Source organism: Pseudomonas neuropathica, from assembly GCF_015461835.1.
Lineage (GTDB): Bacteria > Pseudomonadota > Gammaproteobacteria > Pseudomonadales > Pseudomonadaceae > Aquipseudomonas > Aquipseudomonas neuropathica.
The window spans coordinates 1-19,681 of record NZ_JACOPX010000017.1; the positions used below are offsets into that span (position 1 = coordinate 1).

General features: G+C 59.7%; 17 protein-coding genes. 7 read left to right on the plus strand and 10 right to left on the minus strand.

All coding sequences use genetic code 11. The features are described from left to right. From tssI to H8F23_RS23060, 4 genes are all read left to right on the plus strand, one after another. A partial coding sequence (tssI, locus tag H8F23_RS23045) for a type VI secretion system Vgr family protein (RefSeq protein ID WP_194935883.1) occupies nucleotides 1-2,066 on the plus strand: 2,066 nt, incomplete at its 5' end. Next, nucleotides 2,063-6,790: an RHS repeat-associated core domain-containing protein gene (locus H8F23_RS23050; protein ID WP_194935884.1), complete on the plus strand. Its 4,728-nt coding sequence runs from the start codon at nucleotides 2,063-2,065 to the stop codon at nucleotides 6,788-6,790. The genes tssI and H8F23_RS23050, both read left to right, overlap by 4 nt. A gap of 5 nt (nucleotides 6,791-6,795) precedes the next feature. Then, nucleotides 6,796-7,203: an Imm1 family immunity protein gene (locus tag H8F23_RS23055; RefSeq protein ID WP_194935885.1), complete on the plus strand. Its 408-nt coding sequence runs from the start codon at nucleotides 6,796-6,798 to the stop codon at nucleotides 7,201-7,203. A 52-nt stretch (nucleotides 7,204-7,255) separates the two neighbouring features. Next, complete coding sequence (locus H8F23_RS23060; RefSeq protein WP_194935886.1) at nucleotides 7,256-7,519, plus strand: PAAR domain-containing protein; 264 nt, start codon at nucleotides 7,256-7,258, stop codon at nucleotides 7,517-7,519. A 55-nt stretch (nucleotides 7,520-7,574) separates the two neighbouring features. Here the strand turns inward: H8F23_RS23060 and H8F23_RS23065 are convergent, their stop codons facing one another. From H8F23_RS23065 to H8F23_RS23075, 3 genes are all read right to left on the minus strand, one after another. Then, complete coding sequence (locus tag H8F23_RS23065; protein WP_194935887.1) at nucleotides 7,575-8,069, minus strand: PaaI family thioesterase; 495 nt, start codon at nucleotides 8,067-8,069, stop codon at nucleotides 7,575-7,577. A gap of 8 nt (nucleotides 8,070-8,077) precedes the next feature. Next, on the minus strand, nucleotides 8,078-9,235 hold the full coding sequence (locus H8F23_RS23070) for a GGDEF domain-containing protein (protein WP_194935888.1): 1,158 nt from the start codon (nucleotides 9,233-9,235) through the stop codon (nucleotides 8,078-8,080). A 147-nt stretch (nucleotides 9,236-9,382) separates the two neighbouring features. Beyond that, on the minus strand, nucleotides 9,383-9,631 hold the full coding sequence (locus tag H8F23_RS23075; RefSeq protein WP_194935889.1) for a hypothetical protein: 249 nt from the start codon (nucleotides 9,629-9,631) through the stop codon (nucleotides 9,383-9,385). A 170-nt stretch (nucleotides 9,632-9,801) separates the two neighbouring features. Between H8F23_RS23075 and H8F23_RS23080 the strand changes: the two genes are divergently transcribed. The 3 genes from H8F23_RS23080 to H8F23_RS23090 all read left to right on the plus strand — a co-directional run bounded on the left by H8F23_RS23080 (nucleotide 9,802) and on the right by H8F23_RS23090 (nucleotide 12,187). Beyond that, nucleotides 9,802-10,446: an ATPase gene (locus H8F23_RS23080; protein WP_194935890.1), complete on the plus strand. Its 645-nt coding sequence runs from the start codon at nucleotides 9,802-9,804 to the stop codon at nucleotides 10,444-10,446. Nucleotides 10,447-10,532: 86 nt separating this feature from the next. Beyond that, nucleotides 10,533-10,874, plus strand: coding sequence for a hypothetical protein (locus H8F23_RS23085; RefSeq protein ID WP_095126388.1), 342 nt, complete (start codon nucleotides 10,533-10,535; stop codon nucleotides 10,872-10,874). A 671-nt stretch (nucleotides 10,875-11,545) separates the two neighbouring features. Continuing rightward, the gene (locus H8F23_RS23090; protein WP_150652868.1) at nucleotides 11,546-12,187 is read left to right on the plus strand and encodes a LysE family translocator; all 642 of its coding nucleotides are present in this window, start codon (nucleotides 11,546-11,548) and stop codon (nucleotides 12,185-12,187) included. Here H8F23_RS23090 and H8F23_RS23095 read toward each other — a convergent pair. The 7 genes from H8F23_RS23095 to H8F23_RS23125 form a co-directional block, all read right to left on the minus strand. Next, nucleotides 12,184-13,377 carry a GAF domain-containing sensor histidine kinase gene (locus H8F23_RS23095; RefSeq protein WP_194935891.1) on the minus strand — a complete coding sequence of 398 codons (1,194 nt, stop codon included), beginning with the start codon at nucleotides 13,375-13,377 and terminating at the stop codon, nucleotides 12,184-12,186. The genes H8F23_RS23090 and H8F23_RS23095 overlap by 4 nt on opposite strands. Nucleotides 13,378-13,514: 137 nt before the next feature. After that, nucleotides 13,515-15,692: a TonB-dependent siderophore receptor gene (locus H8F23_RS23100; protein WP_194935892.1), complete on the minus strand. Its 2,178-nt coding sequence runs from the start codon at nucleotides 15,690-15,692 to the stop codon at nucleotides 13,515-13,517. Between the two features lie 257 nt (nucleotides 15,693-15,949). After that, nucleotides 15,950-16,789 (minus strand): glutathione-dependent disulfide-bond oxidoreductase, encoded by an 840-nt coding sequence (gene yghU, locus H8F23_RS23105; protein ID WP_194935893.1) that lies wholly within the window; start codon nucleotides 16,787-16,789, stop codon nucleotides 15,950-15,952. Between the two features lie 373 nt (nucleotides 16,790-17,162). After that, the gene (locus tag H8F23_RS23110; RefSeq protein ID WP_194935894.1) at nucleotides 17,163-17,654 is read right to left on the minus strand and encodes a hypothetical protein; all 492 of its coding nucleotides are present in this window, start codon (nucleotides 17,652-17,654) and stop codon (nucleotides 17,163-17,165) included. A gap of 102 nt (nucleotides 17,655-17,756) precedes the next feature. Further along, nucleotides 17,757-18,140: a hypothetical protein gene (locus H8F23_RS23115; protein ID WP_194935895.1), complete on the minus strand. Its 384-nt coding sequence runs from the start codon at nucleotides 18,138-18,140 to the stop codon at nucleotides 17,757-17,759. Nucleotides 18,141-18,186: 46 nt separating this feature from the next. Continuing rightward, on the minus strand, nucleotides 18,187-18,597 hold the full coding sequence (locus H8F23_RS23120; protein ID WP_194935896.1) for a GFA family protein: 411 nt from the start codon (nucleotides 18,595-18,597) through the stop codon (nucleotides 18,187-18,189). Between the two features lie 2 nt (nucleotides 18,598-18,599). Beyond that, on the minus strand, nucleotides 18,600-19,676 hold the full coding sequence (locus tag H8F23_RS23125) for an alpha/beta hydrolase family protein (RefSeq protein WP_194935897.1): 1,077 nt from the start codon (nucleotides 19,674-19,676) through the stop codon (nucleotides 18,600-18,602). Nucleotides 19,677-19,681: the final 5 nt, after the last annotated feature.

Sequence of the window (19,681 nt, forward strand, 5' to 3'; positions counted from 1 at the left end):
GTCTGGCCGAGGGCAACAGCGATCAGCCGATCCTCGTCAGCGGGCATTTCCTCGCCCTGACCGACCACGCCAACCCGACGTGGAATGATTTGTGGCTGCTCACCGAAATCTTCCACGAAGGCAAGCAACCGCAGGTGCTGGAAGAGTCGGTGACCAGCGACACCACCGACCTCAAGGACGATTTCCACCAGGGCTACCGCAACCGCTTCAGCGCGATCCCGTGGGATGTGCCGTACCGTCCGCCGCTCAATCACCCGAAACCGAAAGTCCTCGGCACCCAGAGCGCGGTGGTCTGCGGCCCTGAAGGCGAAGAGATTTATTGCGACCAATACGGCCGGGTGAAGGTGCAGTTCTTCTGGGACCGCGAAGGCAAGCACGACGACATGACCAGTTGCTGGATGCGTGTCGCGTCGAGCTGGGCCGCAGAAACCTTTGGCTCGATCAACATTCCGCGGGTCGGCATGGAGGTGTTGATCACCTTTCTCGAAGGCGATCCCGATCAGCCGCTGATCACCGGTTGCCTGTACCACGGCGCCAATCTGCCGCCGTACAAACTGCCGGATTTCAAGACGCTAGCAACGGTCAAGAGCAAGGAATACAAGGGCAGCCGCGCCAACGAACTGCGCATCGACGACACCACCAGCGAGATCAGCATCGCGCTGCGCAGTGATCACGGTGCGAGTGCGATCAACCTTGGTTACCTGACCCATCCGCGCCCGAGCGGTGGTCAGCCGCGCGGCGAAGGTTTTGAGTTGAGAACCGACCGCCACGGTGCGGTGCGTGCGGCGGCTGGTCTGCTCATCACCACCGAGCCGCGTCCGAACGAATCCAAGCACCACAAAGACTTGCCGGAAACCGCTGAACGCCTCGCCACCGCCAGCGATCAGCAAGACGGTTTCGCGGTGCAAGCCAAAGAGTTGCAAGCCCAAGAGGCGGGCGATCAGGACGACGTCGCCAAAGCGCTGCACGCCCAGCATCAAGGTGTGCTCGGCTCTGGTCCTGCCAACCTCACCGCCAACGAATTCCCCGAGTTCACCGAACCGCATCTGGTCCTCGCCAGCCCGGCCGGCATCGCCCTGACGACACCGCGCTCCAGCCATATTGCCACCGGCGAACACCTGGCGCTGAGCAGCACCGGCCACACCAGCCTGTCGATCGGCAAACGCTTGCTGGCCAGTGCCAGTCGCGGCATGCGCCTGTTCGTGCAAAGCATGGGCTGGCGGCTGGTCGCGGCCTCCGGCGACATCGACGTGCGTGCGTTGAAGGACAGCATCAACTTGCTGGCCAAACTCAACATCACCGCCAACGCCGACCGCATCACCATCACCGCGAAAACCGAACTGGTGATTCAGGGCGGCGGCAGCGCCACCACCTACAACGCCGGCGGCATCACCCACGCCACCAGCGGCCCGTACACCGCGCACGCGGCGAACTTCGCCTACACCGGCGCGAAAAGTCTCGCCGGGGTGTTCCCGGAGCCGCCGAAACCGGGCAAGGGCAACCTGGAATTGTTCAACCAATACGCCGGGCGTCAGGGCATCAAAGAGGGCGATTACGAAGTCATCGATGCGCTGGGCAAAAGTATCAAAGGCAAGCTCGACGGCAAGGGTTTCGCCAGCGTCGCCGGCGCTGCACCGGGGCCGGCGCGTGTGCTGTTCGGCAAGGATCCGGCGGACACCTGGAGCGATGGCAGTTACATCGGCAAGCCGGAATGGCCGTTGAATCCACCGGGTGCCGAAGACGTGCCGAGTCAGGTGCAGGCGATGGTCGCGCAGGTGTTGCCGAGCAAGAGTTGGGACATGTTGGAGAAGGGCAAGGACATGGCGCAGACAGGGATGAGTGCGATGCAAACGGCGCAGCAAGTGAAAGGTGTGGTGCAGGGCGGGGTGGCGGGGTTGCCGAAGCTGGCGAGTGCGGCGTTGCCGAGTGCGTCGAGCATCCTCGGCGCCGCGAGCAAGAACGGCAAGTTGCCGAGTTTGCCTGCCGTTTCGTTGCCCAAAATCGTGATTCAAACGCCCGGCCTGAGTCCGGCCTCAAGCTTGCTGCCAGATGAGTTCATGTCATGACTACTCCGACTCCTGCGCCCGATAAAAAACGTGAACCCCAGGTTGCTGTCGTTCCGCTCAACACCATCGATATTCAAGACGTCGGTCGCGGCGCCGCTAAATTCGATGCCTGGCTGCAGTCGATCAGTGGCGGGGTTGTCACGCTCGACCGTGTGAAGAACGTTGCCGGTGCCTTGCCGGTGGTGGGTAACATCATGGCGCTGGTCGACGCCCTTGGCGACATCGTGACCCTGGCCAAAAGCAAGCAGCGCCAAGTGCTGGACTGGGTCAGCCTGGGGATCAACCTGATTGGCGTACTGCCGGCCCCTCCAACCATGGCATCGGCACGCATGACGCTGCGTCCGACATTGGGCCTGGTGCGCCAGGAACTGCGTAACAGCGCGAAGATGCTTCTGGGTGATTCGCTGATCGAAGTGTTGATCGGGCATTTGAACGCGACCATTGTCGGCACGATCGATGACTTCGTAAAACAGGCCCAGCCCAAACTCGCTGGCATTCTCGACGACGCTGGCAAACTGGGCCAGAGCGCGGTGAACGAGATTGCCAAGGGGCTGGAAACCGTCGTCAATGGCAAACTCGATGCCAAGGGCGACCTCAACGCTGCGGGTTCAAAGATCACGGCGGCACGCAGCCAGTTACTGCATGACCCCAAAGCGGCCATCGGCAACATCTTCGGTGCAGCGTTCAGTGCCTACAAGGCCGCCGGCAAAGGCGTAGCCAACAGCGCAGCGAAAAACCTGCTGCCGGAAAAAGCCAAGGCATTGGTGCTCAGCAATACGTCCATGCTGCGGACTTTGGGCGTAGAGTTGCGAACACAGCTGAAGAAGCTCAGCGATCCGGGTGTTCAACACTCCATCGGCTGGCTGTTGCAGATGCTCGGTGGCGCCGTGGTCACCTGGCGTAAGCGCAAGGCGCATGGTCAGAGTACGAACGTCAAACCCGGCGGCACCACCCAGGCCAAGCGCAAGGCCGGGGAAGGTCAGCTTGAGATGCAGTCCAAGCAAGCCGGGGCGAAAGCCGACCCTAATTGCAGAAAAAACGTGGTGTGCCCGATTACCGCGCACAGCATCAGTTTCTCGACGGGCTCGGAGACTTTCCGTCACACTGATTTCAGCCTGCCGGGCCCGTTCCCGATCAACTGGACGCGCACGTATTACTCGCGCCTGGAGGCCTATGACAAAGGGGACATGGGCGCTCGCTGGATTACCGAATTCACCACCCGTTTCGATCGCGTCGATGACGGCCTGGTGTTTCACGCGGCAGATGGACGTAGCCACAACTACCCACTGCCCAAAGTCGGTGAGGCCCATTACGACCCGGTTGAAAGCCTGACGCTGGTGCGGGTCGACGAAAACCGGCTGGTGCTGTGCAGCGGTGTCGAGCGCAAGGAAACCTACGTGCGCCGCGGTCAGCGTTACGTGCTGATCGGTATCGTCCTGCGCAGCGGTGCCGGGGTCATGCTTCACTACGAACACCGTCATGACGACGAGGCGGTGTTGTCGGATCTGATTACCTACGAAGGCGAAATCAGCAACGTCCACTTGCAGCTCGGCACCCTGCTCGACGCGCAAGGGCACCTGATCGGTCTCTGGGAAATTCGCGACGGTGCACCCACGCGTCAATTGTGTGCCTATCGCTACGACGCCAGCGGTGATCTGATCCAGGCTCAGGATGAAAACGGCGCGGCCTGGAATTATCAATACCAGCACCATCTGGTCACGCGTTACACCGATCGCACCGGGCGCGGGATGAACCTGCAATGGCAAGGTCAGGGCGCTGATGCCAAAGCCGTCCGCGAATGGGCGGATGACGGCAGTTTCGATACCCGGCTGGAGTGGGACGAAAACATCCGCCTGACGTATGTCACTGATGCCCATGGCAACGAGACCTGGCACTACTACGACATCCTTGGCTACACCTATCGCATTCGGCACCCGGATGAACGCTCGGAATGGCTGTTTCGCGATGAGGCGAAAAACGTCGTGCGCCATGTGCACACCGACGGCAGCATCGACCGCTTCAGTTATGACGAACGGGGCAATGTGCTTGAGCATATTCGTGCCGACGACACCGTCGTGCATTTTGCGTATGACGATCAAGATCAGTTGATCAAGATCAGTGACGCCGAAGGCGGGCTCTGGCTGCGCGACTATGATGCTCACGGCAATCTGGAGAAAGCCATTGACCCATTGGGCAACCAGACCGAATACGCCTACACCTCGGCAGGCCTGCTCAAAGCGATCAAGGACGCCAACGGCGCCGAGAAGAAACTTGAATACAACGATGCCGGTCAACTGACGAAATATACCGACTGCTCCGGCAAGTCCAGTACCTGGGAGTACAACAGTCTTGGGCAGTTGATTTGCTTCACCGACGCCGCCGGGCAAAGCACCGAGTACCAATACCGTGCCGGCCAGCGGGTGCTGATCAGGCATCCGGATAAAACCGAAGAACGTTTCACTTACGATGCTGAAGGTCGTTTACTGGCCCATGTCGACGGGCTGGACCGCTGCACCTCCTGGCGTTACACGGCTGCGGGGCTGGTGGCCGAGCGAGTGGATGCCACGGAGCAGACGTTGCGCTATCGCTGGGACCGACTGGGGCGGCTGACCGCCTTGGAAAACGAGAACCAGCAGCGGGTGCAGTTCGAGTACGATCCGGTGGGGCGCTTGCTCCATGAAACCGGCTTCGATGGGCGCAGCAAACACTATCGCTATGACACCGAGACCGGGCGATTGGCCTCCATTCGCGACGGCGAGCGCCTCACCGAATTCCAGTTCGACCCGATGAACCGGATGATCAGCCGTTTGGCGACGCTGGGCAGCGAGTCGCAAGCGGAAACCTTCGCCTACGATGGTAACGGCAACCTGGTGCTGGCCAGTAACGATCAGAGCCGCTTGCAGTGGTTCCATGACCCGGCTGGCAACCTGCTGCGCGAACATCAGCATTTTCTGGGGTTGGAAAAACCCTCGGTCGCGATCTGGCGACATGAATACGATGCGCTCAATCAGCGAGTGGCCACGCTGCGTCCGGACGGTCATCGGGTCAGTTGGCTGACTTACGGCAGCGGTCATCTGTTGGGCATGCGCCTCGATGAACATGACCTTATCGGTTTCGAGCGCGACGACCTGCATCGTGAAGTTGCGCGGCATCAGGGCAATCATCTGTTGCAAACCCAGCAGTGGGACCCCGCCGGACGTTTGCAGGAGCAGTTGCTGGGACGCGCCGACGATAAGCGCACTGTGCTCAAACGCGAGTATCAGTACGATGCGGCAGGTCAGTTGCGCGGTATTCACGATACCCGCCGAGGGACGTTGGCTTATCAATACGATCCGATCGGTCGTCTGCTTCAGGCGAGCAGTCGCCTGGGTGTGGAAACCTTCGCCTTCGACCCGGCTGGCAATCTGCTCGACGAAACGGCCCGGCAAACCCGACGCCCGCTGGATCAGGACCCGGCCCGCAGCAAGCTTCTGGATAACCTGCTGCGCGAGTACGCCGGCACTCATTATGAGTATGACGAGCGGGGCAACCTGATCCAGCGCTGGCATAACGGCAGTTACAGCCGGCTGCGCTGGGATCTGTTCGACCGTCTGGTGCATTTTGACGATGCCCGTCTGGAGGTCGATTACGCCTACGATGCGCTGGGCCGCAGGATTTACAAACACTCCCGTGCGCACTTTAAACAGCACCCTGAAGCCGGCTCTCAATGGAACCATCACGAATATGCACGCAAGCAGCGCGAGTCGGGTTGCGGCTTCACGATATATGGTTGGGACGGTGACGTTCTAGCCTGGGAAAGTAGCCTGGCACAGGTGGATGGTGACTATGGTCGTACCGTGCATTACGTGTACGAGCCTGGCACCTTTGTGCCTGTCGCTCAGGCACTGCGGCATCAGGCAATCAAACTGTCGGAGCAGCCCGACTACAGCGACGAATATCGACTGGACGATGATCCGTTGTGGAGCCACGCACCCAAGGCCCAACCGATCGATGAGTTGAGCTGGTATCAGTGCGATCACTTGGGCACGCCACAGGAACTGACTGACCAGCGAGGTGAAATCGTCTGGAGTGCGCAATACAAGGCGTGGGGCCAAGTTCAGGAACAGCGTTCAGATTGGGCCAGGCAACAAGGGCTGACGAATCCACTGCGTTTTCAGGGGCAGTACCATGACCATGAGACGGGCCTGCATTACAACCGCTACAGGTACTACGATCCGCAGGTCGGTCGTTTCATCAGCAAAGACCCGATCAGCTATGCCGGTGGCTTGAATCTTTATGCCTATGCACCAAACCCGACGGGCTGGATCGATCCGCTGGGCCTGGAAACCTGTGATCCACGGCAGCGACTGGCTGACCGCAGGAAAGCCTTGGGTCTACCCGTCGCAGGTTCTGCCAATGACACATCGACATTGTCTTTATTGAGGGTCAATGGTCAGAGTTTCGAGGGTATAAACTCAGGTGACCAGAATCCCAAGACGGCGATTACCCTCGACCGGGTAAATGCGCAAACCAAAACCCACGCGGAGGCTGAAGCGGTGCAACATGCCGTGAATGCGGGCATGGCAGGTAAAGCCGAAAGTGCCGAAATGTGGGTCGACCGCGATCCGTGCAAGGCTTGCGGGTTGCCGGGCGCAGGGGGAATTCGTTCACTGGCTCGAAATCTGGGATGTAATATTACCGTGCATTCACCCAGTGGCAGCCGAACTTACACACCAACGAAGTAGTGATCATGAAGCTGGAAAAAATCATAGAAGACGAAGCAAGCGGCGCGGCTTTCAAAGAGCGAGAGCACTTGAGTCCCGACCGCGCAAAGGTACTCGCAACTCTGGATCGACTGGATGGAAAGGCGTTCAGTTCGACACTGTTTTTGCTCGATGACGAAAACTACATGAGCGTGGGCGGGGGGAACGACCATCGCTATGTTGTGTTTATCGCGGTCAACGTCGACGAGAAGCTGTACACACTGACCACTCCTGATGCATCAAGCGATGAGACGGTTGATGTCGTCGTCGGTGGGCAGTCCGGGAGTTACCCGAAAAACCAGGTTGTCGACAAAGAAAGTGCCCGGAAAGCGTTGCTGTATTTTTGCGAACACGGCACAGCGGACCCGGGATTGGCTTGGGAGATTGAAGAGTGAGGGGGCGAAGGTCAGACCGTCGGGCCTGATTGAACGGCAAAGGAGTGATGCTGTGAAAGACGCGATTCGCTTGGGTGACTCCACCACACATGGTGGCACGGTCCTTGAAGCATTCTTTCGAACCGATCTCAATGGCAAGCCCATTGCCGGTGTCGGACACAAGGTAAGCTGCCCTCTGTGCAAAGGGGTTTTCCCCATCGCCGAGGGCAGTAGCACTTACACCGTTGATGGCACGCCTGTGGCGTTGGACGGCATGAAAACCGCTTGTGGCGCCGCCCTGATTGCCAGCGGCCCCAAAGGGGCTGTGGTCAGTTGAACAGTCGCCAGGGCCTGCCGGTAACGGTTCGACAAGCCAGGCAGGCTCGCCAGGTTTATCGCCCGTGTGCCGCGTCGGCCAATTGCCCGGTATCGACACGCACAAACACCGAATCGCCCACGGCCGTCAGCACTTCCCCCGCATACACCTCGCAAATCACCCGCGTCTTGCGCCCAACCTCACCCTCGACTTTCGCCCGTAAAACCAGCGGCACGCCCATCGGTGTCGGTTTGATGAATTTGATGCCGAGGTTGCCAGTAACGCAGTCGATGCGCGGCAGGCTGCCGGGTTCGCGGTTTTCGGCGCGGTAGTGATACGCCATCGCCGTCCAGTTGGAATGGCAGTCGACCAGCATCGCAATCAAACCGCCGTAGACCAGGTCCGGCCAGCCGCAGTACTTGGCGTCCGGCAGGTGTTCGGCGATCACGTGAACGCCGTCTTCGTGCCAGCGGCTTTTGACGTGCAGACCGTGCGGGTTGCGGCCACCGCAGCCGTAGCAAACGCCTTCGGGTGCGGCGAGGTCTTGCAAAGGGGGAGCGAGGCTGGACATGGTTTTTATTATCCTGGAGGGGTGAGTCCGGTCAGGCGCAGACGATTGCGTCCGCCGCGTTTCGATTCGTATAGGGCGGCGTCGCCTTGTTCGATCAGCGCCGTCAGGTGCGCGGGCGGCTTGTCGAACAGGCTGGCGCCAATGCTCAGGGTCACCGCAGCGGTGGTGGGGAATGTCTGGGAGGTCATGCTCAGAAACTGCTCACGCAACGCGTTGCCCAGTTCCATGACGCGCTCACCCGAGGTGCTGCTGAGCAAAATGACAAACTCGTCACCGCCCAGGCGTGCGGTCAGCGCATTGCGCGGCAGCACCGAGCGGATCATCTCGCTCAAGGTAATCAGCAAACGATCGCCGGCGGTGTGGCCGTATTGGTCGTTGACCAGTTTGAAGTTGTCGATGTCGATCAGCAGCAAGGCGCCGGGATGCGCCGGCGAAACGTGTTCGAACAGGCGCGGCGCGCGTTTTTCCAGGGCGCGGCGGTTGTACAGGGCGGTCAGCGGGTCGCGCTCGGCGAGGCGGGCGATCTGTTTTTCCCGGCGATAACGCTCGGTGCCGGTCATCGACAGGGCGATCAACATGATTGCCATCGCACCCTCGACCAGGGAAATCTGAATGATCTCGCCGCGAAACGCCGCCAGATCGATCAGCGTGCCGGGGATCACCACAGTCAGCGCTTTGGCCACGTAGAAAATACCGTGACCGAGCAGCACATAGCGCAACTGCACCGCGCCGACGCTCAACGATTTGCCATGGGGGCGCAGCAGCGAGCTGGCCTTGAGGGTCGACAGCGCCACCAGCAACGAATTGGCCGCCAGCATGACCTTCGACCACAGCGGCCCCTCCGGCAACAGCAGCAAGACCAGCCAGGTGACAAAGATCAGGTACCAGGCCGTCGACAAGCGTATCTGGGTGAAGCGCGCCACACCGAGCAGAAACAGGAAATGCGCGGTCACCAGCAGGCCGTTGGCGAACCAGATGCCGATCAGCAAAAAGCCGCTGCTACGCAGCAGGGCCAGGGTGGAGCCGACGGTGATGGTGGCAAAACCGGCGCTCCAGAACAGCAGCGAAGGCTCACGAATGCTGCGCCATTCGATCGCCAGGTACAGCGCTGCGGCGGCTGCGAGGGCGATGGAAAGGGTCAGCATCGTAGGTGGGTCGAGCGGCATTTCTGGATGAGCCTGTCTGATTGGCGATTAGACCGGCGATTGTAAGCGTTCGGGCGGTTTTTTCGCAGAGGGCGTGTTGCCGCGCAGACCGCTGGCAGCGGGGAGGGCGCGGTCGCTCGCCGCCACCCTGACCGCCGTGCCGGTCGGTCATGGCTTGGGCTCAAGCCAGGTGCCGACAACTCGGCGATCCAGCTCTTCCCAATCGGCCATGCCCAGCACCCGGGTGGTGTTAAGCCCGCGCAGGTAGCCGCGCAACTGGTTGGCGGTGTCTTTGATGAGCTGCGGGTCAGTAATGTCTTTGTTCAGCAATACGCTTTCGTACTGAACCAGATACTCGGCCACGCGCTCGCGGAAATCGGGCAGAACGGCGTCACGGATCAGGTCAAACGTTCTCAAGGCGAACTCCTCATTTCATGTTTTCTAGTTGTGGTTGAGTGTGTATCAGTCTGCACGTTGCGCAACTATTGCTAGAAGTAATAGTGACCATCACGAAACGCAAGTTCTGCTTTGTCGGCATTCGGCGGAAAATCGCTTCCATCGAACACGCCGCTCAAGGAATCTGCGCGATGAAGACTATGACCCGACTGGCTTTGGTCGCCCTGCTGGCAGGCGGCGCACTGTTCACAGCTCCGACTTACGCAGCCGACGCCGGGTCGTGTCACTTCCAGACCATCACGGGCAGCAGCGCCACGTTGCAACATTCGCAAACCGTGGGTGTGTTGCTCAGCGAGAACACCCTGGACAACCTGCAATACCTTGAGCGTTACCACGACATGGCGGTCAACGGCGCGAAAGACGCGCTGGATTCGCGGATTCGTGAAGCGTTCGTTGACAGTTCCGATCCGGAACTGGCCATCGACTGGCTGGTGAGTTCGCTGCAACAACAGTTCTTGTCGGTGACCGTTTACGACAACCTTGATGCCCTGGTACAGGCGCATCCGGACGTGGTGGTGAAGCTCGATACCTTCAACCGCTTGCTGACGCAGCAGAACAGTCTGGTTGAAGCGCGTTTTACCGCACGCTTCTACGACGCCGACCTGCAATACATCGGCAAGGCAGAAGGCGCCGTCGAGAAACAGTTGCCTTCGGTCTGGGTGCATAACCAGGCGGCACCGGCCATCGCTGCACAGATCGGCAAGCAGCGTGACCTGCAACTCAACGCGTTGAAGCAATTCGATGTGTCGCTCAAGGCGCTGGTGGCGTCGAGCTGATCACTTAAAACATAAATGGCGACGGCGGCTCCGTGAGGCTGAACCGTTGCCGGTTGAACCGAACCTTTATTTTCAGGATGACACCGATGCGTCTTTTATTTGTGCCCGCTCTGGCCGTTGCCTCTTTGCTGCTCGCCGGTTGCGCTTCGGCGCCGAACAATCCGAGCCTGACGCTGCAGACCAGCAAGACGCCTGCGCAGTACGCCGATTGTGTTGTGCCGAAGTTGCAGGGCAGTGCGTTGAACCCGACGGTTTCGCAGACTCAGCGTAGTTATCGGATTGTGGTGCCGAGCAAGATTTCTGCTGACAACGTGCTGGAGGCTTACAAGGCCGGTAATGGCGGCAAGGTGTTTATCTATGAGCGCCATTTGCTGGCTTCGAATCTTTTGCCTTCGAGTTTTGAGCGGGCGGCGCAGGATTGCATCTGATTTTGGTTTTTGTACGTATTTGACTGAGCTCCTTTGGTTGGCCGCAACCAACCAATTTTTTGCCTCGCGCCTTTATGGGGTTGTGGGGCTTTTTTTTGGCTGTTTTTTGAGCTTGGCGGCCTTTGGGCCGACCATGCTCGGGGTGTTCTTTGTGAATATCCGTTGCTGCGGTGATGGCGGCTTAGGGTTCCGCCCTTACGGCGGGTCACCTTTTCCAAACGCCGAAAAGGTAACCCAAAAGGCTTGCTCCTGCGTGCGGCCCGCTCGCTGGGGCTCGGGGTTCCTTCGCTCCGGGATCGATCCGGGCGCAGCGTCTACGGTTTGCTTCGCTGCACCTCCTCTCGCTGTGTTTGGCTGCGCCAAACGGTCGCTGCGCTCCCACGCCCCGATCAATCCCTCCACTCAGCCTTCCGACGTCGCCCGTGGATCAAGATCAAAAGCTGCAGCCGAGCTAACGCTCATCCTGTTGAGTGGTGAGAAGCGCGGGCGTGTTCGGTTTTTTGGTTTCTGTGTTTGAGTCCAGCTCGGTATTTCACGTCGGCGTAACTCTGGTAGTCACCTCGGTCAGTTCCCTCTCCCTCCGGGAGAGGGCTAGGGTGAGGGGCTTTTGATCTGGGCTATGCAGCCGGTTGTTGTAACATGCGGCAACTTCAATCATACGAGCAGCGAAAATGGATTCTCACTCGATATTGACCTTCACTCTGGTTGCGGCGATTGCCATCGCCAGTCCGGGGCCGGCGACGTTGATGGCGATCAATAACAGTCTCGCGCATGGGCAGCGCAGCACGATCTGGTCGTCATTGGGTAACGCCAGTGGCTTGTTCTGTCTGTCGGCGGCGGCGATGTTGGGGTTGGGGGCGTTGTTGGCCAGTTCGGAACTGCTGTTCAATGCAGTGAAGATCATCGGTGCCGGGTATCTGTTCTATCTCGGCGTCAAGCAGCTGTTCAAGAAAGGCCCGATGCTGCCTGAGGGAGTCGAGGGGGAGGCGAGCAAGGTGCGGCCGACCCGCGGCAAGTTGTACAAGTCGGCGTTTCTGACGGCGGTGACCAATCCCAAGGCAACGATGTTTTTTACTGCGTTGTTTCCGCAGTTCATTGATCAGGGCGCCGCGCTCTTGCCGCAGTTTCTGATCCTGACTTCGATCTTCATGGCGTTGTCGGTGTCGTCACTGAGCGTTTATGCCGCGCTGGCCTCGCGGGCCAAGGGTGTGTTGACTCGTCCGGCGCTGTCCCGTTGGGTCAGCCGGGTGGTCGGGTCTACGTTTATCGGGTTTGGCGCGGCGATTCTGACGATGCGTCGGCAGACGGCTTAGACCCATTTGAACCGGGCCGGGAATCTCGCCACAAAGCAGGTTCCCGACTCGGCGCTTGAGGTAACGCTCAACGTGCCGTTGTGTGCCATCGCTATCTGCGAGGCGATGTAAAGCCCCAGTCCCAAGCCCTCGCAACGTTGCCCGGCTTCGGCGCGGGAGAAGGGTTCGAACAGCAAGGGCATCAGCTGCGCTGAAATCGGCGTGCCCTGGTTGGTCAGGGAAATCACGATCTCGTCGTTTTCCGCACAGGCTTTGAGGATGATCGGTGTGCTGTTCGAGCCGTGGGTGACCGCGTTACCCAGCAGATTGGACAGCAACTGGCTGATGCGCAGCGCATCGCAATAGACGCCTGCCGGCACATCCAGTTCATGGATGAAATTCGCTTGCGGATGGGACGCCTGAACCTCGGCAAGGGTCAGTTGCAAGGTGTGCTGCAGGTCATCCACCAACTTGCGCTGCACCGGAATCCCGCCGCCCAGACGTCCTCGGGCGAAGTCGAGGATGTTTTCGATCAACACGCCCATGCGCACCGAGCTGTTGCGAATCGCCGCAATCAGGTTGAGCGAACGTTTGTCTTCGGTTTTGCTTTCCAGCAAGTCAGCGCTCATGCGCACCGCGCTCAGTGGTGTGCGCAAGTCGTGGCCGAGAACGGCGATGAATTGCTCGCGCAGGCGTCCGAGTTCATTGGCGTTGTTCAGCTCGATCTGGGTCGCTTCCAGATGACGTTGCGTGTCCAGGTTCATGGCGATCAATTGAGCGAACAGGGTCAGTGTTTTGGTAATGGCCGGTTCGTCGATATTGGCCGGGACCGAGTCGATGGCGCACAGCGTGCCGAAGAAATCGCCATTGGCTTTGACGATGGGAATGGAAATGTAGCTTTCCAGCCCGTAGGTTTTCGGCGTGTGGTGCAACGAAAAGACCGGGTGTGCACTGGCGTGCCCGAAGATCACCGGCTGCCGGTGCTGGCGGATCTCGTGGCAGATGGTCGATTCAAGTACCAGCTCGCCACCGGGTTTGAGCCCGAAATCAATGGAGTCATCGACGGCGCATGCCACCCAGTTACTTTCAGTGACCCGCGCGACTGCGGCGAAACGCATGCCGGTGAGGTGTTTGACCATGCTCAGGATGACTGGCACCGCGTCAATGCTGCGGATCGCGTCAATGTCAGGGGTAAAGGCCGGATTGGTCATGGCGCGATGCTTTGTGAAGAGTTCGTTCAGAGACTAACGGTTATTGCTGCTCATGACTAATGAAGAGGCCAGAAAGTACAAGGGCGCCGTGGCTTTCCCCGGCGCCCTTGTTTGTTGCTGATTAGAAGGTCAGCGACTCAGAACTTGTACTTGGCCGTCAGCATATAGCTGCGCGGGTTGCCGTAGTTGTCGTTGGAGCCCCACGTGACATTGGAACCGATGGCGGAGTAGTAGACGCGATCAAAGATATTGTTCGCGTTGACTTGCAGATCCAGGTGTTTGTTGACCTCGTACCCGGCCATCAGGTCGGTGACCGCGTAGCCGCCCTGTTCAAGGCGGTAGCTGCCGTTATTGGCCAGAGCGACGTCGTTGTACATGCGGCTTTGCCAGTAAACGTTGCCGCCCACGCGCAGGTGTTGCAGCGGACCCTGGAAGCGATAGACGGTGGACACCTTGAACAGATGCTCTGGCGTGTCGGTTTCGAAACGTTGATTGTTGTTGGCCGGGTTTTCGTCCTTGATGTAGTGCGCGCGGGTATAGGTATAGCCAGCGCCGACCTGCCAGTTGTCGGTCAGCGCGCCTTGCAGTTCCATGTCCACGCCCTGGCTGCGTACCTTGCCCGACGAGTCGTAGCAGGTCAGGACCGGGCAACCGAACTGATTGTCGGCCTGGGTGGCACGACCGGTCTGGTCCATCTGGAACACCGCCAGACTGGCGTTGAGGGCGCCGTCGAAGTACTCGCCCTTGATGCCGACCTCGTAGTTTTCGCCGACGATAGGTTCGAGCACCTTACCGCCGAGGTCCTTCTGGGTTTGTGGGGTGAAGATGTCGGTGTAGCTGGCGTACACCGAATGATGGTCGTCGAGTTTGTAGATCAGGCCGGCATATCGGGTCAGGTTACGCGTGACTTTGTAGTCGCCATCGGCCGTGCGGTCATCGTAGTCGTACCAGTCGAGACGGCCGCCGAGGATCAGCGTCAGCGGATCGGCCAGGCTCAGGCGAGTGGTCAGGTACACCGCGTCCTGAGTGGTGACGTTGCGGGTTTTGCCGTCCCGTACGAAATCAGGCTTGGGCGCGCCAATCGGCCAGGCCGTGGTGTACGGATCGTATTCCTTGGTGGTCGCGTCATACACGCGGTTGCTGGCGCCGACCACCAGTTCGTGGCTGCGGCCGAACGCTTCGAACGGGCCACTGGCGAACACGTCGAGCGAGCGCTGCTTGTCGGTGTGATGGGATTGATAGGCCGTGGTTTCCAGCGGGCCGGCGTAACGCGACAGGTAAGTCCCGGAGAACTCGCCGTCGAGGGTCGAGGACGAGCCGGCGACGTGCAGTTTCCAGTCGTTGTCGAAACGATGCTCGACTTCGCCGAACACAGTATCGATCTGCAGCTTGCGGTTTTCCCAGTCGGTGCCCGGGTAGGTGGAGCGGGGCAGGTCGAGGTGGTGGCCGTTGGTGCCGATCGGCAGGCCACCCCAGAAATAGTTGGTCTGTTCGTTCTGACGCGAGAAGCCGAGGGTCGCGGTGGTGCTGTCGCTAAGGTCGGCTTCACCGATAGCGTAGAACAGGCCATGGTCGTTTTCTTCCTTGTCGCGGAAGCTGTCGGCGCCCTGATAGGAACTGACCACTCGACCACGCAGGGTGCCGCTTTCGTTCAACGGGCTGGAGGCGTCGATCTCGCCACGGTAGTCATCCCAACTGCCGGCGGCGCCGGTGAGGGTTACACGCTGATCGGCCGTCGGGCGTTTGCGCACAAGGTTGATCGCCGCCGAAGGGTTGCCGGCACCGGTGACCAGGCCGGTCGCGCCACGGACAATTTCGACGCGGTCGAACATTGCCAGGTTCGGTTGCACCGCCATCGAGAACGGCGAATAGGAGCTCGGCAGGCCGTCGTACATGATGGTGTCGATGTCGAAACCGCGTGAACTGTAAGTCTGCCGACCCGGGCCGCTGGCCTGACTGAGGAACAGTCCCGGCGTGCCTTTCACCACGTCGTTGATGCTGGTCATGTTCTGGTCGTCCATGCGCTGACGGGTGATCACCGTTACCGCTTGGGGTGTTTCGCGCATGGTCAGCGACAGCTTGGTCGCCGTCCGCATCGGGCCGGTGGTGTAGGACTGGGTGTCTTCGGTGGTGCTGCTCATCTGAGTTGCGCCGATCTCCGTCGCGTCCAGTTCCAGCGTGGCCGGCGCGGCTGTTTCAGACGTGGCAGGTGTTGCCTCATCGGCCAGCGCCGGTGTGATGCTGGCCATGCAAATGGCGAGTGCCAACAGGTTTGGTGAACGGTTTGAGCGGCGGTGAATGGTGCGAAACGACATCAATCTGCTTCCCCAAAATGATACGAAAACGAATCCAGTGCGAGTGCGTGTAGGAATTATTCGCATTAGTCTGTCAGATCATTCGAAGTGAAGAAAGGCGTACGGCTCAGTTAGTTAACGAATTTTTCACAATCGGTCGGGCGCTCTACGGCGTGGGTTGGCGCAGAGTCGTGGTTTTTCGGGGGCGAGATAGAAGCCAAACGGGCCGATCACAAACGCTTGTGATCGGCCCGCTGCTGAACGTGATGAAAGGGCTGTCAGTTCAAATCTTCAGCCTGGTGACGCTCGGGTACTTGGGTTGTCTCATCACCCCAGGTGCGATTGACGCGTTGCCCACGAACGACCGCCGGCCGCTGGGCGATGTCCTCGGCCCAGCGCTGTAAATGGGTGTACTCGTGAGCGGCGAGAAACTCGGCCGCCGAATAAACGTTGTTGCGCACCAATTGCCCGTACCAGGGCCAGACTGCGATGTCAGCGATGGTGTAGCTGTCGCCGGCCAGATAGGTGCTTTCGGCCAGACGCCGGTCGAGCACGTCCAGTTGCCGCTTGGCTTCCATGGTGAAGCGGTTGATCGGGTACTCCATCTTCTCCGGCGCATAGGCATAGAAGTGCCCGAAACCGCCGCCCAGATAGGGCGCCGAGCCCATCTGCCAGAACAGCCAGTTCAAGGTTTCGGTGCGGCCCGCCGGATCTTTCGGCAGGAATGCGCCGAATTTTTCCGCCAGGTACAGCAGGATCGAACCGGATTCGAACACACGAATCGGCGGCTCAACGCTACGATCCAGTAGCGCCGGGATTTTCGAATTGGGGTTGATCTCGACAAAGCCGCTGGAGAACTGGTCACCCTCGCCAATGCGGATCAGCCACGCATCGTATTCGGCAGCGCTGTGCCCCAGTGCTAACAGCTCCTCCAGCATAATCGTCACTTTGACGCCGTTGGGCGTGGCCAGCGAGTAGAGCTGCAACGGATGCTTGCCGACCGGCAAGGTCTTGTCATGGGTCGGCCCGGCAATCGGCCGGTTGATGCTGGCGAACTGGCCACCGGACGGGGCTTCGTTTTTCCAGACCTGGGGCGGAACGTACGGCGCTTTGCTCATCTAAGGGGCCTCTTCGTTGGCAAGTGGAAAAAATACCTGTTGAGAATAGACAGGACACCACAGAACCCGTTGTGTATTCCAGAGGGCGATGGGCCGATTGCCCGCTGCATTCAAGTCTTACCGATCCCCGGAAGTAACAAACATGCTGCCAGACCAATCTGTGCATCCAGGCGGCACTGGCCGGCCAAGGCATCGGCGTGGCGTCTTTTCTGAGGGTGCAAAGTGAGCGGGAGTCCGGGCAATTGACCGCACCATTCGGTTTTATCCAGGACGGCTCGACCTACTGCCTGCTATCGCCGCGCCCGTTTGAGAACTGCGCCAACAGCACAACCTTCCGAGTGTGGCTGACTGCAGCGATGAGTGTTTGCAGTCGTCAACTCGACGGTGGTTTGGTCAGCGATTGACCTGCTGTGTCATTCATCTTGTCTGCCTGCCGGATGTCGCCACAAAAAATATCCACGTTGCCATCGGTTGCGGCCGTACGCACGACGATGGCGTACTCGCCGGTCAGCAACGTCGACAGGCTCACCGGAGCGCTACGTGAAAAGGCCCAGCCGCGCACCGGTTGGCGCTCGGTGGTGACCTTGTCGTTCATCGCGTACGCCACCGGCCCGGGCTGCGCGCAGCTACCTTTGTAGACGAATGCGTAAAGACGCAACGGCAGGGAAGCACCGCTGGGCGCGCCGCTGATGAAGAAGCTGAATCCGGTGTCCTTGCCCCAGTCAGCGAGCGTGACGTTGCCGATTTGCCCGCTGTTTTGCCGGGTGGCAGTCAGCGGCACATTGGTACCGGGACTGGAGGACGTCGCGCAGCCGAACAGACTACTGGCCACGAGCATGATGGGGAGCAGTTTTACAGATTTCATTGCTGGCCTCCTGAAGAGAAGAACTGCAATGAACCAGTTAAGCAGAAGGGTTAGCACTACGCGGGATGATGGCTATGCGAGGAGTGCCCACCCGGTTGACGTTCATTTTGCGCGAATGTAGCGGATCCATTCGCTGGCTTTTTTGAGGCCATAAAAACCCAGGATCGAGAAAGCAATAACCGCGATCATCGGCCCCATCGTACTCAACCCTGTGGTGATCTGGCAGTAGGCAGACAGGGCCAGAGCAAGCACTGCATAAGCAGCGATGTACTTCCTGTAGACGATCAGAAGCACCGGGATCATCAGGAGGACGAACAGATGAAGTGCGATGGTCAGGAGCATTTCAGCTATCAACTGAACAGGCACAGTGCCTGATGATGCCTGAGCCAGGGTTATTTCGGCGTCGTACAGAAACATTTGCAGCGCGACGACAGTCAGGGTGGCCACGACAGCAGCAGGCAAGGCTGCTTTTAATGAGAGGTTCATCTGATCTCTGCGTCCAAAGGATGTCGAATGAATGAATCGTTCAGTCTCAACGCTGCGGCCATTGATCCTTGATTTCAAACCACGGCGCCTTCGATGTTACTTCCACGTGTTGCTGTTTTTCCGTGGTGAACGTCGTGTCCAGCGTGCCCAGCGCTACCGAGATCCATTCCCTGTGCTCACCCGCATCACGCGTCCAGAACAGCGACGAGCCGCAGTGCGAGCAGAACTGGCGCTGCACCGACTCAGAGGACTGATACGACTTGACCTGATCAGCGCCCTCCAACAGTTCCAGGTTCTGGCGCAGTACGCTGCCATAGCTGGCGAATGCCGCGCCGTGGCTTTTGCGGCATTGGCTGCAGTGGCAGTGCGAAAGCGCTTTGGGCCGTGAGCGGATCTGATATTTCACCGCGCCGCACAGGCAACTGCCCCGGAAGGTCTGAGGGGAGGGCGTGAGCATTGTTATTGGGGTTCCTGGTAAGTGATGGCTGGTTTCAAACGGTCAGGTGACGGCGCCAGAAACCCGCTGATCAGGGAAATCACCTGTTGCTGAATGACCGCACGCGGACGACCGCCGTCGCCATCGGTGCAGATGATGCTGTCGCCCGGTACATCCTCGTCGAGCATGGCCACGGCGCCAGGTTTGCAGATTGCCATGAAACTGAAGTGACTGGCGTCGCTGATCTCGACATAACGCGATGAGGTTGTTGGCAGACGTTTGGCGAGGTCGACGGACTCCAGTTCAGCGGGCAGTTCTTTCGACGGCACGCCGGCAGCGATCACCAGGATCGGCACGGGGTAGGCCGCGAGGCTGGCGTCGGTCATCCCGCGCGACAGGCCCAGATCCAGTGAAACCACGGCAGTGACGCGCTTGTCACGCCAGTCGGCGGCCAATTGAGCTTTCGCTTGCGCGGTGTTTGCAGTGTTCATTTGTTGGTAAGCGGTGCAACTGGCGAGCTGCGTGTGGACCTTGCAGTCTTCGGCAAAACGCTCGGGGTCAAAGCGCGCGCCGCCGGCCTCGAGGACCGTCCAGCCGCCGAGCGAATGGCCAACTATGGCAATGCGATCCTTCGTCACCGCGCCGAATTTTTCCGGTTGCGCCGTCACCGCATCAATGGCCCGGCTGAGGTCAACGGGGCGCTGCCACAACTGCGCTGCGGCTTGCGGGCTGCGATCACGGCTGGTGGTGCCGGGGTGGTTGACCGCCGCGACGATGTAACCTTGATGGGCCAGTGCACTGGCCAGCCACGTCTGGTTGATCCAGCTCCCGCCATTGCCGTGGGACAGCACTACCAGTGGATGCTCGCCCTTGGCGGCCGGGGCGTTGAGCACCGCAGGGGCGCCGACGAATACCGGGTTGTCGCCGAACAATTGTGGCGTCGCAGAGGTGGGCGCACCTGGGTACCAGACGACCATTTCCAGCGGGCGCTCATTGCGCGGATCGGCCAGCGTGGCGTACTGGAAACCAACGGGTTGGGCGTCAGCGAAGGCGTGGCTGCTCAAGCAGATCAGTAGCAGGGCACCGAGCGTTTTTTTCATTGTTG

Bases quoted from the DNA above. Each gene is read 5' to 3' on its own strand.
- H8F23_RS23050 (WP_194935884.1), top strand. From the start codon at position 2,063: ATGACTACTCCGACTCCTGCGCCCGATAAAAAACGTGAACCCCAGGTT.
- H8F23_RS23055 (WP_194935885.1), top strand. From the start codon at position 6,796: ATGAAGCTGGAAAAAATCATAGAAGACGAAGCAAGCGGCGCGGCTTTC.
- H8F23_RS23065 (WP_194935887.1), bottom strand. From the start codon at position 8,069: ATGTCCAGCCTCGCTCCCCCTTTGCAAGACCTCGCCGCACCCGAAGGC.
- H8F23_RS23070 (WP_194935888.1), bottom strand. From the start codon at position 9,235: ATGCCGCTCGACCCACCTACGATGCTGACCCTTTCCATCGCCCTCGCA.
- H8F23_RS23080 (WP_194935890.1), top strand. From the start codon at position 9,802: ATGAAGACTATGACCCGACTGGCTTTGGTCGCCCTGCTGGCAGGCGGC.
- H8F23_RS23085 (WP_095126388.1), top strand. From the start codon at position 10,533: ATGCGTCTTTTATTTGTGCCCGCTCTGGCCGTTGCCTCTTTGCTGCTC.
- H8F23_RS23090 (WP_150652868.1), top strand. From the start codon at position 11,546: ATGGATTCTCACTCGATATTGACCTTCACTCTGGTTGCGGCGATTGCC.
- H8F23_RS23095 (WP_194935891.1), bottom strand. From the start codon at position 13,377: ATGACCAATCCGGCCTTTACCCCTGACATTGACGCGATCCGCAGCATT.
- H8F23_RS23100 (WP_194935892.1), bottom strand. From the start codon at position 15,692: ATGTCGTTTCGCACCATTCACCGCCGCTCAAACCGTTCACCAAACCTG.
- yghU (WP_194935893.1), bottom strand. From the start codon at position 16,789: ATGAGCAAAGCGCCGTACGTTCCGCCCCAGGTCTGGAAAAACGAAGCC.
- H8F23_RS23110 (WP_194935894.1), bottom strand. From the start codon at position 17,654: ATGAAATCTGTAAAACTGCTCCCCATCATGCTCGTGGCCAGTAGTCTG.
- H8F23_RS23115 (WP_194935895.1), bottom strand. From the start codon at position 18,140: ATGAACCTCTCATTAAAAGCAGCCTTGCCTGCTGCTGTCGTGGCCACC.
- H8F23_RS23120 (WP_194935896.1), bottom strand. From the start codon at position 18,597: ATGCTCACGCCCTCCCCTCAGACCTTCCGGGGCAGTTGCCTGTGCGGC.
- H8F23_RS23125 (WP_194935897.1), bottom strand. From the start codon at position 19,676: ATGAAAAAAACGCTCGGTGCCCTGCTACTGATCTGCTTGAGCAGCCAC.